We start from the raw sequence: 14,030 nt of genomic DNA, 5'->3' as shown, positions 1-14,030 counted from the left end.
CCTCAGCAGTCCAGTGGGTTGCGTTTTTCTGGATCGATGCCGAACTTGGCGATGGCTTCGGCCACCACTTTAGGTTCGATATCGCCACGGTCAGCCAAGGCTTCCAGGGCTGCCAACACAACGAACTTACGGTCGACTTCGAAGAAGTGACGCAGCTTCTTGCGGCTGTCGCTACGGCCGAAACCGTCGGTGCCCAGCACTTTGAATTCCTTGGAAGGCACCCACTGGCGGATCTGCTCGGCGAACAGCTTCATGTAGTCGGTGGAGGCGATGACCGGACCTTTGCGGCCATTCAGGCACTCTTCGACGTAGCTCAGCTTTGGCTTCTGGCCAGGGTGCAGGCGGTTGCTGCGTTCTACGGCCAGGCCGTCGCGACGCAGTTCGTTGAAGCTGGTGACGCTCCAGACGTCGGCACCGACGTTAAACTCTTCACGCAGGATCTTCGCCGCTTCACGCACTTCGCGCAGGATGGTGCCGGAGCCCATCAGTTGGACATGGTGCGCCGCTTCGCGGGTGTCTTCCTCGAGCAGGTACATGCCCTTGACGATGCCTGCTTCCACGCCGGCCGGCATGGCTGGCTGCTGGTAGGACTCGTTCATCACGGTGATGTAGTAGAAGACGTCCTGTTGCTCTTCGGTCATCTTCTTCATGCCGTCCTGGATGATCACCGCCAGCTCGTAGCCGTAGGTCGGATCATAGGTGCGGCAGTTCGGGATGGTCCCGGCCAGCATGTGGCTGTGGCCGTCTTCGTGCTGCAGGCCTTCACCGTTCAGCGTGGTACGGCCGGCGGTACCGCCGATCAGGAAGCCACGGGTACGGCTGTCGCCAGCGGCCCAGGCCAGGTCACCGATACGCTGGAAGCCGAACATCGAGTAGAAGATGTAGAACGGCAGCATCGGCTGGTTGTGGCTGGAGTACGAAGTACCGGCGGCAATGAAGGAGCTCATGGCGCCCGCTTCGTTGATGCCTTCCTCGAGGATCTGGCCCTTCTTGTCTTCGCGGTAGAACATCACCTGGTCTTTATCGACTGGCTCGTAGAGCTGGCCGACGGACGAGTAGATGCCCAATTGGCGGAACATGCCTTCCATACCGAAGGTACGGGCTTCGTCCGGGATGATCGGGACGATGCGCTGGCCGATTTCCTTGTCCTTGACCAGTTGCGCGAGGATTCGCACGAAGGCCATGGTGGTGGAGATTTCACGGTCGCCCGAGCCGTCCAGGATCGCCTTGAGGGTTTCCAGTGGCGGGGTCGGGATGCTGAAGCTCTTGGCGCGACGCTGTGGCACGAAACCGCCCAGTGCGGCACGGCGCTCGGCCAGGTAACGGGCTTCGGCGCTGCCTTCTTCAGGCTTGAAGAACGGCAGGTTTTCCAGCTCGCTGTCCTTGACCGGAATGTCGAAGCGGTCGCGGAACAACTTCAGGCTGTCGACATCGACTTTCTTGGTGTTGTGCGCGGTGTTCTTCGCTTCGCCGGCACCGGTGCCATAACCCTTGATGGTCTTGGCCAGGATGACGGTCGGCTGTTCTTTGTGGTTGACCGCCTGGTGGTACGCCGCGTAGACCTTGTACGGGTCGTGGCCGCCACGGTTGAGCTTCCAGATCTCGTCGTCGGACAGGTCGGCGACCATGGCCTTGAGTTCAGGCGAGTTGAAGAAGTGCTCGCGGACGAACGCGCCGTCCTTGGCCTTGTAGTTCTGGTATTCGCCGTCGATGACTTCGTCCATGCGACGTTGCAGGATACCGTCGACGTCCTTGGCCAGCAGTGGGTCCCAGAAGCGGCCCCAGATGACTTTGTTGACGTTCCACTGGGCGCCACGGAACACGCCTTCGAGTTCCTGGATGATCTTGGCGTTGCCGCGAACCGGGCCGTCGAGGCGCTGCAGGTTGCAGTTGATGACAAAGATCAGGTTGTCCAGCTTCTCGCGGCCGGCCAGGGAGATTGCGCCCAGGGATTCCGGCTCGTCGCACTCGCCGTCGCCCATGAAGCACCAGACTTTCTGCTTGCCTGGCTGGATGAAGCCACGGGCTTCCAGGTACTTCATGAAGCGTGCCTGGTAGATCGCCTGGATCGGGCCCAGGCCCATGGAAACGGTCGGGAACTGCCAGAAGTCCGGCATCAGCCAAGGGTGCGGGTACGAGGACAGGCCGTTGCCGTCCACTTCCTGGCGGAAGTTGTTCATCTGGTCTTCGGTAATGCGGCCTTCCATGAACGCACGGGCGTAGACGCCTGGCGATGCGTGACCCTGGAAGTAGATCAGGTCGCCGCCGTGTTCGTCGGTCGGGGCCTGGAAGAAGTAGTTGAAGCCGATGTCATACAGCGTCGCGCTGGAGGCGAAGCTGGAGATGTGACCGCCCAGGTCAGAATCTTTCAGGTTGGTACGCATGACCATGGCCAACGCGTTCCAGCGTACCAGCGAGCGAATGCGGCGTTCCATGAACAGGTCGCCAGGCATGCGTGCTTCGTGGGTAACGGGGATCGTGTTGCGGTACGGCGTGGTGATGGCGTAGGGCAGTTGCGAACCGCTGCGGGTCGCGAGTTCGCCCATACGGGTCATCAGATAATGAGCACGGTCTTCGCCTTCTTTGTCGAGAACCGATTCCAGGGCGTCCAGCCATTCCTGGGTTTCGACGGGATCGAGGTCTTGCATGGCTTGCTCCAGGGCGGAAAGGCTACCAGAATCGGTTGCCTGAGTTTGCGACTGGCCTTGTGGGCAGACGATATAAATTCTTGGATTGCCGAAGGTTGTTTCGGCGGCGTGTAGTTTTACTACAAATCGTCGGCCGTTTCAGCCTTTCGAATGTATAGACGAGTAGTAAAACTACACCTGAGCGGCTCGTGGCCCCTCGTTTCGTTGTGAGAATAATCGTTACTGTTGGTCTTTAGCCAACTCGAACAGGTAAAAACTTGATGCCGGCTGCCAATAAAATCAGATTTTCAGCTATTTATCATCTTTGTTCGACAGTCGATCAGGTAGTGTCTTTTGAAAAAACACTACATCCAGCCTTTCCCGCGCCGATCAAGGATAGACCATGAGCCTGCCTTCGCTTGTCGAAGTACCTGCGATTCTCCAGTCATTGGTCAGTCGTGCCGAGCAGTCGTTCCGTGCGGCGGTCGCCTGCCTCGACGACGATCATGGGCTGTCGGCCTGGACCCCGCAACGCTGGGAGGCGTTCAACCGCATTGCCGCCGCCAGCGACTTTGTCATCGAGCAGAGTGTTCGTGACCCGGTGATGCTCATGGAGCTGGTGCGCAGCGGCGAACTGGACCGTAGCCTGGCACCCGGCGAAATGTGTGCGCAGATCGGCGCCGCCGTCCAGGCCGCCGAAACCGAAGACGAACTGGGCCGCGTCCTGCGCCGCCAACGTACCCGCCAGCAAGTGCGGATCATCTGGCGCGACCTGACCCGCCAGGCCGATCTGGTCCAGACCTGTCGCGACCTCTCGGACATGGCCGACACCTGCATCGACCAGGCTTACCAATGGTTGTATCAGCGCCTCAGCCAGCAGTTCGGCACGCCCACCGGGCGGCGCAGCGGCGAGCCGCAGCAGATGGTCATCCTCGGCATGGGCAAGCTGGGGGCGGTGGAGCTGAACCTGTCGTCGGACATCGACCTGATCTTCGCGTACCCCGAGGGCGGTGAAACCGTGGGCGTCAAGCGGCCGCTGGATAACCAGGAATTTTTCATCCGTGTCGGCCAGCGCCTGATCAAGGCCCTCGACCCGATGACCGTCGACGGCTTCGTATTCCGCGTCGACATGCGCCTGCGCCCCTACGGCTCGGCCGGTGCGCTGGTGCTGAGCTTTAATGCCCTAGAGCAGTATTACCAGGACCAGGGCCGCGATTGGGAGCGCTACGCCATGATCAAGGCGCGAGTGGTGGCCGGCGACCAGGTGGCCGGCGCGCAACTGCTCGACATGCTGCGTCCGTTCGTCTATCGCCGTTACCTGGATTTCTCCGCCATCGAAGCGCTGCGCACCATGAAGCAGTTGATCCAGCAGGAGGTGCGGCGCAAGGGTATGGCCGACAACATCAAGCTGGGCTCGGGCGGCATTCGCGAGGTCGAGTTCATTGCCCAGGCGTTCCAGCTGATCCACGGTGGACGCGACTTGAGCTTGCAGCAGCGACCGCTGCTCAAGGTGTTGAACACCCTGGAGGGCCAGGGTTACCTGCCGGCCAAGGTGATCGATGAGCTGCGCCAGGGCTACGAATTCCTGCGGTATACCGAGCATGCGATCCAGGCCATTGCCGATCGCCAGACCCAGATGCTGCCGGACAGCCCGCAGGATCAGGCGCGCATTGCGTTCATGCTGGGTTTTGCCGACTGGTCGGCCTTTCATGAGCGATTGATGTACTGGCGCGGGCGCGTGGCCTGGCATTTCGGCCAGGTCATCGCCGACCCGGATGAAGAAGAGGGTGGTGAAAGCGAAGTGGTGGTCGGCGGCGAATGGTTGCCGTTGTGGGAAGACAGCCAGAATGAAGAAGTGGCGTGCCGTCAGTTGGAAGAGGGCGGCTTCGTCGATGCGCCCAAAGCCCTCAAGGCCCTGGCCGTCCTGCGCGGCAGCCCGCAATTGCGCGCCATGCAGCGCTTGGGGCGCGAACGCCTGGATGCGTTCATTCCGCGCCTGCTGGCCCAGGCTGTGGAGCATGCCGATCCGGACCTGGTGTTGGAGCGGGTGCTGCCCTTGGTAGAAGCCGTGGCTCGCCGTTCGGCCTACCTTGTGTTGTTGACGGAAAACCCCGGGGCCCTGCGGCGCTTGCTGACGCTGTGCGCGGCGAGCCCGTGGATTGCCGAGCAAATCACCCGTTTCCCGCTGCTGCTCGATGAGTTGCTCAACGAGGGCCGGCTGTTCAAGCCGCCCCTGGCGCCGGAATTGGCGGCGGAGTTGCGTGAGCGCCTGACGCGCATTCCCGAGGATGATCTGGAGCAGCAAATGGAGGCGTTGCGGCATTTCAAGCTGGCGCACCGTCTGCGGGTGGCGGCGTCGGAAATCGCCGGCAGCCTGCCGTTGATGAAGGTCAGCGACTACCTGACCTGGCTGGCCGAGGCGATTCTCGAACAAGTGCTGGCCCTGGCCTGGCGCCAGACGGCCGCCAAGCACGGCGTGCCGTTGCGCACCGACGGCAGCCTGTGTGACCCGGGCTTCATTATTGTCGGTTATGGGAAAGTCGGCGGCCTGGAATTGGGCCATGGTTCCGACCTGGACCTGGTGTTCATCCACGATGGCGACCCGCAGGCAGAAACCGACGGCCCGAAACCCATCGACGGCGCGCAATTTTTCACCCGGCTTGGCCAGCGGATCATTCACCTGCTGACCGCCCAGACCAACTCCGGGCAGTTGTATGAAGTGGATATGCGCCTGCGACCGTCCGGGGCGTCGGGGTTGCTGGTCAGTTCCCTCGGGGCGTTTGCCCGCTACCAGGAGAACGAAGCCTGGACCTGGGAGCATCAGGCGCTGGTGCGAGCCCGTGTGCTGGTGGGGAGTCAGGACGTGGGCCAGGCGTTCGAAAAGGTCCGCATCCAGGTGTTGGGACGCAAGCGTGACTTGCCGACGCTGCGCCAGGAAGTCAGCGAGATGCGCGCCAAGATGCGTGACAACCTTGGCAGCAAGGCCACCGCCGCCGGGACCGCGCCGAATGCCTTCGAGGCCGCGGCGCCCTTCGACCTCAAGCAGGATGCCGGAGGTATCGTCGATATTGAATTTATGGTGCAATACGCGGCCCTGGCGTGGTCCGAAGAGCATCCGTCGCTGGTGCGCTACACCGATAACATCCGCATCCTGGACGGGTTGCAGGAAGTCGGGTTGATGCCGTCCGAAGACGCGACGCTGTTGCGCGAGGCCTACAAAGCCTACCGCTCCGCCGCTCACCGCCAAGCCTTGCAGAAAGATGCCGGGGTGATCGCAGGCGATCAGTTCGTGGATGAGCGCCGGCAGGTAGTGCGGATCTGGCGGGAGCTGGGGCTGAGCTGAAGCTTTAAATGTGGGAGCGAGCCTGCTCGCGATAGCGGAGTGTCAGGCGACATTGATGTTGGATGTCCCGGCCCCTTCGCGAGCAGGCTCGCTCCCACAATGGATTGGTGGTGTTGCGCAGAGCTTGAAACCTCTGCGGGCCCCCTGTGGGAGCGAGCCTGCTCGCGATAGCGGAGTGTCAGGCGACATTGATGTTGGATGGGCCGGCCTCTTCGCGAGCAGGCTCGCTCCCACAATGGATTTGCGGTGCTGCACGGTGTTGGAAACGTATGCAGAACCCCTGTGGGAGCGAGCCTGCTCGCGATAGCGGAGTGTCAGGCGACATTGATGTTGGATGTCCCGGCCTCTTCGCGAGCAGGCTCGCTCCCACAATGGATTTGCGGTGCTGCACGGTGTTGGAAACGTATGCAGGCCCCCTGTGGGAGCGAGCCTGCTCGCGATAGCGGAGTGTCAGGCGACATTGATGTTGGATGTGCTGGCCCCTTCGCGAGCAGGCTCGCTCCCACAATGGATTGGTGGTGCTGCACGGTGCTGGAAACGTATGCAGAACCCCTGTGGGAGCGAGCCTGCTCGCGAAAGCGGAGTGTCAACCGACAATGATGTTGGATGGGCTGGCCCTTTCGCGAGCAAGCCCGCTCCCACAGTGGATTGGCGGTGCTGCGCGGTACTTGAAACAGATGAGTACTGCCACAGTTGATTGGCGGTGTGTTGTAGATTAGGGCAACAGGCAACGACCTAAGCCACAGTGATTCTCGAGGCGGGGAGGCGTAGGCCTCCCCGTATCGTTTTTGGAAAGCACATGAATATTTTGATCGTTGGGCCCAGTTGGGTCGGTGACATGGTGATGGCGCAGACACTGTTCCAGTGTTTGAAACAGCGTCATCCGCAGTGCGAAATCGACGTCCTGGCCCCTGAGTGGAGCCGGCCGATCCTGGAACGTATGCCCGAAGTGCGCAAGGCCTTGAGCTTCCCGCTCGGCCACGGCGCGCTGGAGCTGGCGACCCGTCGGCGCATCGGTAAATCCCTGGCCGGTCAGTACGACCAGGCGATTCTGTTGCCCAACTCGTTGAAGTCGGCGCTGGTGCCGTTCTTCGCCGGCATCCCCAAGCGCACCGGCTGGCGTGGCGAGTTTCGCTACGGCCTGCTCAACGACGTGCGCAAGCTGGACAAAGAACGTTATCCGTTGATGATCGAGCGCTTCATGGCCCTGGCCTACGAACCTGGCTCCGAGTTGCCCAAGCCGTATCCGCGGCCGAGCCTGCGGATCGACCCGGTGACCCGTGACGCGGCGCTGGCCAAGTTCGGCCTGAGCCTGGATCGCCCAGTGCTCGCCCTGTGTCCAGGTGCGGAGTTCGGCGAATCCAAGCGCTGGCCGGCGGAGCACTACGCCCAGGTGGCCGAGGCGAAAATTCGCGAAGGCTGGCAAGTCTGGCTGTTCGGTTCGAAAAAAGATCACCCGGTGGGCGAGGACATCCGCTCGCGGCTGATCCCGGGTCTTCGGGAAGAGTCGGTGAACCTCAGTGGCGACACGTCCCTGGCCGAGGCCATCGACCTGCTGTCCTGCGCCGATTCGGTGGTCTCCAACGACTCGGGCCTGATGCATGTGGCTGCGGCCCTGAACCGCCCGTTGGTGGCGGTCTACGGTTCCACCTCGCCAGGCTTCACGCCGCCGTTGGCCGACCAGGTCGAAGTCGTGCGCCTGGGCATCGAGTGCAGTCCATGCTTCGATCGTACCTGCCGTTTCGGTCATTACAACTGCCTGCGCCAGCTCATGCCGCCGTCGGTGAACGAGGCCCTGGAGCGTTTGCAGGGCACCCCCGTGGAGGTCCGGTAACTTGCGGGTATTGCTGATCAAGACCTCTTCGCTGGGGGATGTGGTCCACACGTTGCCGGCGCTGACCGACGCGGCGCGGGCGATTCCCGGCATCAAGTTCGACTGGGTGGTGGAAGAAGGCTTTGCCGAAATCCCCACCTGGCACCCGGCCGTGGGCAATGTCATTCCCGTGGCGATCCGTCGCTGGCGCAAGAACCTTTGGCAGACCATCAAGAGTGGCGAATGGCGACGTTTCAAGCAGAGCGTGCGCGCCGAAAAGTACGACCTGGTGATCGATGCCCAAGGCCTGTTGAAAAGTGCCTGGCTGACCCGCTACGTCAAGGCGCCGGTGGCTGGCCTGGATAAGGACTCTGCGCGTGAGCCCCTCGCGGCGCGCTTCTATTCGCGTCGCCTGGCCGTGGCCCGTGGTCAGCATGCGGTCGAGCGGGTGCGTCAATTGTTCGCCTTGGCGCTGGGCTATGACTTACCGAAAACCCAAGGCAGCTATGGCCTCGACATCGACCGACTGGTCGAATTGCCGCGTCCTTACCCTTATGTGGTGTTCCTGCATGGCACGACCTGGGAATCCAAGCATTGGCCCGAACTTTACTGGCGCCAGCTCACCGAGCGCATGGGCCAGTTCGGCGTGGTCGTCAAACTGCCGTGGGGCAACCCTGCCGAGAAGGCCCGGGCCGAACGCATCGCCAACGGGCTGCGCAACGCCCTGGTACTGCCGAAGCTGAACCTCGGCGGCATGGGCAAGGTGCTTGCCGGGGCCCAGGCTTGCGTGGCCGTGGACACCGGTCTCGGCCATTTGGCCGCGGCCCTGGACGTGCCGACCATTTCCTTGCTCGGCCCAACCAATCCGGTGCTGACCGGCGCCTATGGCAGGGGCCAGATTCACCTCGCCAGTGATTTCCCTTGTGCGCCGTGCATGCAGAAACATTGCACTTATCCGCCAACCGCCGAGGATGCCCGGCGGTTTGACCTGAAACGCGAGCAGCCCCTGTGCTTCACGCGTCTGAACCCCGAGCGTGTTGCCAGCCACCTGAGCACGTTATTGGCTGAGGAGCCGCGCTGATGCAATTGGCTTTTGTCCTTTACAAGTATTTCCCCTTCGGTGGCCTGCAGCGTGACTTCATGCGCATCGCCCTGGAGTGTCAGCGACGCGGCCACCAGATCCGCGTCTACACGCTGATCTGGGAAGGTGACGTGCCGCCAGGCTTCGAGGTGCTGGTGGCACCGGTCAAGGCGCTGTTCAATCATCGTCGCAACGAGAAACTCAGTGCGTGGATGGAGGCCGACCTGGCCAAGCGCCCGGTGGATCGGTTGATTGGCTTCAACAAGATGCCCGGCCTGGACGTGTACTACGCCGCCGACGGCTGCTTCGAAGACAAGGCGCAGAACCTGCGCAATTCGCTGTACCGGCGCTGGGGCCGCTACCGGCATTTCGCCGAGTATGAGCGGGCCGTGTTCGCCAAGGATGCCAAGACCGAAGTCCTGATGATCTCCGAAGTCCAGCAGCCGCTGTTCATCAAGCACTACGGCACGCCGCTGGAACGTTTCCACCTGCTGCCGCCGGGCATCGCCCAGGACCGTCGCCGGCCCGCCGACGCCGACGAGATCCGCGCCGCGTTCCGGGCCGAATTCGAGCTGGCCGACGACGACCTGCTGCTGGTGCAGATCGGTTCCGGGTTCAAGACCAAGGGCGTGGATCGCAGCCTCAAGGCCCTGGCCGCGTTGCCAGCCGAGCTGAGAAAACGCACCCGGCTGTTTGTAATTGGCCAGGACGACCCCAAAGTATTCCAACTGCAAAGCGCCGCGCTGGGCCTGGGCGACAACGTGCGGTTCCTCAAGGGCCGCAGCGATATCCCGCGTTTCCTGCTGGGCGCCGACCTGTTGATCCACCCGGCGTACAACGAGAACACCGGCACCGTATTGCTCGAAGCACTGGTGGCCGGGTTGCCGGTGCTGGTCAGCGCGGTGTGTGGGTACGCCCATTACATCGCCGAGGCCGACAGTGGCCTGGTGCTGGATGAGCCGTTCGAACAAGCCCAGCTCACCGACTACCTGGGGCGCATGTTGAACGACGCCCAGGCACGGGCGGCCTGGAGCCGCAACGGTCTGGCCTTCGCCGAGACGGCCGACCTCTACAGCATGCCGCAGCACGCGGCGGATGTGATATTGGCGGAGCACGCGCAATGAAGTTGATGCTGGCCGAACCGTTCAAGAGCCTTTGGGCTGGGCGCGATGCGTTCGCCGAAGTCGAAGCGCTCAAGGGCGAGGTCTATCGCGAACTGGAGGCCCGGCGCACCTTGCGCACGGAGGTGGACGGTCGCGGTTTTTTCGTGAAGATCCACCGCGGAATCGGTTGGGGCGAGATCTTCAAGAACTTGTTCACCGCCAAGCTGCCGGTACTCGGCGCGGGGCAGGAGTGGAAGGCGATTCAGCGCTTGCAGGAAGCGGGTGTGCCGACCATGACGGCGGTCGCCTACGGCGAAAAGGGCAGCAACCCGGCGGACCAGCACTCGTTCATCGTCACCGAGGAGCTGGCGCCGACCGTCAGCCTCGAAGACTTCAGCATCGACTGGGTCAAGCAGCCGCCGCAGCCGACGCTCAAGCGGGCGCTGATCGCCGAAGTGGCGCGCATGACCGGCATGATGCACCGCGCCGGGGTCAACCATCGTGACTGCTACATCTGCCACTTCCTCCTGCACACCGACAAGCCGGTGACGCCTGGGGATTTCAAGCTCTCGGTGATCGACCTGCACCGCGCCCAGACCCGTCCTGCCATCACCACTCGCTGGCGCAACAAGGACCTGGCGGCGCTGTATTTTTCGGCACTGGACATCGGTCTGACCCGCCGCGACAAACTGCGTTTTCTCAAGGGCTATTTCCAACAGCCGCTGCGTCGAATCCTCGCCGAAGAGGCTTCGCTGCTGGCCTGGCTCGAAGGCAAGGCCAACAAACTGTATGCCCGCAAGCAGCGGTACGGGGACGCGCTCTGATGTCGGGTTGGAATCTGGAACCGGCATATGCCGAGTTGGCAGAGGATTTTGGCAGCCTCGAAGCGGTGTTCGCGTTGCAAGGGGAGCGCTTGACCCGCGACCCGTTGTCCGAGGTGATCCGGGTACAGCGCAACGGCGTGAATTATTACGTCAAGCGCTACGTCGGGGCCGGCAAAGGCTTGCGGCGCTACCTGGGCAAGCCACGGGTCAAGTCCGAATGGCAGAACCTCAAGCGCTTCGCCAAATGGGGCATCCCCACCGCTGAAGTCGTGGGCTGGGGCTTGGAGCGAAACGGCGCGACCTATGCCCGTGGGGCGCTGATCACCCGCGAACTGCCGCATACCGAAGACCTCTCGGCCCTCGCCGAGCGCCACGATCCGAGGCTGGCGGACCGTGCCTGGGTCGATAACGTCAGCCGGCAACTGGCCGGTTATACGCGAACCATGCACGACCACCGCTTCACCCATAACGATCTCAAATGGCGCAACCTGCTCATCGACGACCGTTCGCAGCTGTTTCTGATCGACTGCCCGAACGGCGATTTCTGGCGCGGTTTCTGGCTCAAGTACCGTATCACCAAGGACTTGGCGTGCCTGGATAAAGTGGCCAAGTACCATTTGTCGGCCACGCAGCGCCTGCGTTTTTACCTGCAATACCGCCAGCGCGACCGGCTCGATGCGTGCGACAAGAAGCGCATCCGCCACGTGGTGAGATTTTTCGAGGGGCGCGAATGACTGATTTTTTGGCCGCTGAAGACCGGGCGTTGTTGCAACGTCATGGCCTGGACAGCTTCGAGGCCTTGTGGGCGCGGCAACTGGACGCGGTGGACGAACCCAACACCTCGGGCGATGGCTGGAGCAGCGTGTTCCGCCTGGAACTGGAAGGGCAGGGTTATTACCTCAAGCGCCAGAGCAATTACCTGACCCGGACTTGGTCCCACCCGTTTGGCGAACCGAGCTTTTCCCGGGAATTTCGCAATATCAGCCGTTATCGGCAGTTGCACATTCCCGCGCTGCAAGCGGTGTTCTACGGTCAGCGCAAAGTGAACGGCGAGGCGCGGGCGGTCCTGCTGACGCGTGCGCTGGACGGCTGGGATGACCTTGATTCACTGCTGCAGCGCTGGTCGACGCTGAGTGCCGGACAACGTACAGGCATCCTTCAAGCCTGTGGTCACTTGGCGCGTCGCCTGCACAATGCCCATCAAATGCATGGCTGTTTCTATCCCAAGCATATTTTCCTGCAAACCATCGACGGCAGCTACCAGGCACAGCTGATTGACCTGGAGAAAACCCGGCCGCTGTTGTTCGGCCAACGTGACCGGGTCAAGGACCTCGAGCCGCTGTTGCGACGGGCAGGCGCCTGGAAGAGCGACGATGTGCGCCAATTGCTGTCTGTTTATCTAGAGCAGCCGCTCGACAGCGCTCTGGTCGACAGCTGGATGACCCGGCTGGCCGCCCGACGTAGCGACAAGGAGGCTCGTTGATGCTTTTGTCCGAACTGAAAAATGCCGGTCGCAATCCTGGCCTGCCCCTGAGCCTGGAGCTGGAGGACGCCGCCGGCCCGGCGCAGTTGCAGTTGTTGACGCTACTGCGGGTTTTGCCAGGGCAGCGCTACGTGGGCGCCGGCATATGGCGAGGCCGCCCGGTGTTGGCCAAGTTGCTGGTGGGCAGCAAGGCACCCCGACATTTCCAGCGTGAGCTTCAAGGCGTTCGCCTGCTGGCGGAGCAGGGGCTGACGACGCCGTTGCTACTGGCCGATGGCTTGAAGGAAGGCGAAGGTGGCTGGTTGCTGTTCGAGCTGCTGGAAGATGCCGAGAGCCTTGGTGACGCCTGGAAGCAGGTCGAACATCTGCCGATACTGGCGGATGAGCAAACGGCGGTGCTGGCCGAGGCCTTGGATGCGATTGCGCGGCTGCACAGCAAAGGCCTGTGGCAGGAAGACCTGCACCTGGACAATCTGCTGCGCCACGGCGGCAAGCTTTATCTTATCGATGGCGCTGGCATTCGCGTCGAAACCCCCGGCCAGCCATTGTCGCGGCAGACGGTGCTGGAGAATCTGGGCGTGTTTTTCGCCCAGCTTCCCAAATCCATCGAGCCGTTCAACGAAGAATTACTGGTGCATTACTTGCTGGGCAACGCTGAACACGCGCTGCCCATGGAAGCGCTGCAAAAACAGATCGACAATGTGCACGCCTGGCGGCTGAAGGACTTTCTTGAAAAAGTCGGGCGCGAGTGCAGCCTTTTCAGTGTGCAGCGCGGGCCGTTCGGGCTGCGGGCGATCCGCCGTGAAGAACAGGCCGCGATGATGCCAGTGCTCGAGCAGGCCGATGCCTTGCTCGACCAAGGCCACCTGTACAAGACCGGCGGCGCGGCGAGTGTCGGAAAGGTGGTTGCGAACGGCCGCACACTGATCATCAAGCGCTACAACATCAAGGGATTCGCCCATTGGCTCAAGCGCTTCTGGCGTCCGAGCCGTGCCTGGCATGCCTGGCGCGAAGGCCATCGCCTGGCCTTCCTCGGCATCGCCACGCCCAAGCCGCTGGCGCTGCTGGAAAAGCGTTTCCTGTGGCTGCGTCGTGGTGCCTATCTGGTCACTGAGCACCTGCCTGGCCCGGATATCATCGAGCGCTTCGCCCCTTACGTGGAGAGCGGCGAAGCCCCCGAGACGGAGCTGCTGGCACTGGATCGCTTGTTCGCCGACCTCATTCGCGAGCGCATCAGTCACGGTGACTTCAAAGGGCATAACCTGTTCTGGCAAGACGACCGCTGGGCGCTGATCGACCTGGACTCCATGTGCCAGCACCGTAGCCAGGCCAGCTTCGCCCCGGCCTACGCCCGGGATCGGGCCAGGTTCATGCGCAATTGGCCGCAGGACAGTGGGTTGTATCGGGTGATCGATCAGCGGTTGCCCAAAACGGTCGATAGCGCTTCGTCCGCCCTATGAACCACAGATGAAGACCCTTTAGCTCACTTGAGGTCGCCGATGCCCCTGTGGCGAGGGAGCTTGCTCCCGCTGGGCTGCGCAGCGGCCCCCAAAAGACCGGCGCATTCCCACAGGAAAACCGCATCAACCGGTTTACGACGGCTGCGCCGCCGAGCGGGAGCAAGCTCCCTCGCCACAGGTGCGATGCGCTGCCCTGCAAACAGCGCCAAGCAATCGTCTGCTGCACGTTCGCCACTCACCGCTAGAGGCTTAAGGCCGCTTTTAAGCTATAATCCCGCCCTTTAGCTGCCCCGCAC

General features: G+C 62.4%; 9 protein-coding genes. 8 read left to right on the top strand and 1 reads right to left on the bottom strand.

Translation table 11 applies throughout. The features are described 5' to 3' along the window. Positions 1-2 precede the first annotated feature (2 nt). Positions 3-2,648 carry a pyruvate dehydrogenase (acetyl-transferring), homodimeric type gene (aceE, locus tag M1D99_RS27455; protein WP_053117793.1) on the bottom strand — a complete coding sequence of 882 codons (2,646 nt, stop codon included), beginning with the start codon at positions 2,646-2,648 and terminating at the stop codon, positions 3-5. Between the two features lie 382 nt (positions 2,649-3,030). On the opposite strand from aceE, the gene glnE reads away from it, so the two are divergent. From glnE to M1D99_RS27415, 8 genes are all read left to right on the top strand, one after another. Then, positions 3,031-5,970, top strand: coding sequence for a bifunctional [glutamate--ammonia ligase]-adenylyl-L-tyrosine phosphorylase/[glutamate--ammonia-ligase] adenylyltransferase (gene glnE / locus M1D99_RS27450; protein WP_434572795.1), 2,940 nt, complete (start codon positions 3,031-3,033; stop codon positions 5,968-5,970). Between the two features lie 799 nt (positions 5,971-6,769). Further along, complete coding sequence (gene waaF / locus M1D99_RS27445) at positions 6,770-7,804, top strand: lipopolysaccharide heptosyltransferase II (RefSeq protein WP_186708080.1); 1,035 nt, start codon at positions 6,770-6,772, stop codon at positions 7,802-7,804. Position 7,805: 1 nt separating this feature from the next. Further along, the gene (waaC, locus tag M1D99_RS27440) at positions 7,806-8,864 is read left to right on the top strand and encodes a lipopolysaccharide heptosyltransferase I (protein ID WP_458131079.1); all 1,059 of its coding nucleotides are present in this window, start codon (positions 7,806-7,808) and stop codon (positions 8,862-8,864) included. After that, positions 8,864-9,988, top strand: coding sequence for a glycosyltransferase family 4 protein (locus M1D99_RS27435; protein WP_186708076.1), 1,125 nt, complete (start codon positions 8,864-8,866; stop codon positions 9,986-9,988). Before waaC ends, M1D99_RS27435 begins: the two co-directional genes overlap by 1 nt. Next, positions 9,985-10,791: a lipopolysaccharide core heptose(I) kinase RfaP gene (gene rfaP / locus M1D99_RS27430; RefSeq protein ID WP_186708074.1), complete on the top strand. Its 807-nt coding sequence runs from the start codon at positions 9,985-9,987 to the stop codon at positions 10,789-10,791. The genes M1D99_RS27435 and rfaP overlap by 4 nt, the downstream gene beginning before the upstream one ends. Continuing rightward, on the top strand, positions 10,791-11,525 hold the full coding sequence (locus tag M1D99_RS27425; RefSeq protein ID WP_250962795.1) for a lipopolysaccharide kinase InaA family protein: 735 nt from the start codon (positions 10,791-10,793) through the stop codon (positions 11,523-11,525). The genes rfaP and M1D99_RS27425 overlap by 1 nt, the downstream gene beginning before the upstream one ends. Next, complete coding sequence (locus M1D99_RS27420) at positions 11,522-12,274, top strand: lipopolysaccharide kinase InaA family protein (protein ID WP_458131078.1); 753 nt, start codon at positions 11,522-11,524, stop codon at positions 12,272-12,274. The genes M1D99_RS27425 and M1D99_RS27420 overlap by 4 nt, the downstream gene beginning before the upstream one ends. After that, complete coding sequence (locus M1D99_RS27415) at positions 12,274-13,734, top strand: lipopolysaccharide kinase InaA family protein (protein WP_458131077.1); 1,461 nt, start codon at positions 12,274-12,276, stop codon at positions 13,732-13,734. The genes M1D99_RS27420 and M1D99_RS27415 overlap by 1 nt, the downstream gene beginning before the upstream one ends. Positions 13,735-14,030 lie beyond the last annotated feature (296 nt).

This window comes from Pseudomonas sp. R3-41, from assembly GCF_054161485.1.
The sequence above is the reverse complement of the archived record's forward strand: the minus strand, read 5'-3'. Positions and strand labels throughout refer to the sequence as shown.

Excerpts from the sequence above, each read along its gene's own strand:
- aceE (WP_053117793.1), bottom strand. The coding sequence starts at position 2,648 with ATGCAAGACCTCGATCCCGTCGAAACCCAGGAATGGCTGGACGCCCTG.
- glnE (WP_434572795.1), top strand. The coding sequence starts at position 3,031 with ATGAGCCTGCCTTCGCTTGTCGAAGTACCTGCGATTCTCCAGTCATTG.
- waaF (WP_186708080.1), top strand. The coding sequence starts at position 6,770 with ATGAATATTTTGATCGTTGGGCCCAGTTGGGTCGGTGACATGGTGATG.
- M1D99_RS27435 (WP_186708076.1), top strand. The coding sequence starts at position 8,864 with ATGCAATTGGCTTTTGTCCTTTACAAGTATTTCCCCTTCGGTGGCCTG.
- rfaP (WP_186708074.1), top strand. The coding sequence starts at position 9,985 with ATGAAGTTGATGCTGGCCGAACCGTTCAAGAGCCTTTGGGCTGGGCGC.
- M1D99_RS27425 (WP_250962795.1), top strand. The coding sequence starts at position 10,791 with ATGTCGGGTTGGAATCTGGAACCGGCATATGCCGAGTTGGCAGAGGAT.
- M1D99_RS27420 (WP_458131078.1), top strand. The coding sequence starts at position 11,522 with ATGACTGATTTTTTGGCCGCTGAAGACCGGGCGTTGTTGCAACGTCAT.
- M1D99_RS27415 (WP_458131077.1), top strand. The coding sequence starts at position 12,274 with ATGCTTTTGTCCGAACTGAAAAATGCCGGTCGCAATCCTGGCCTGCCC.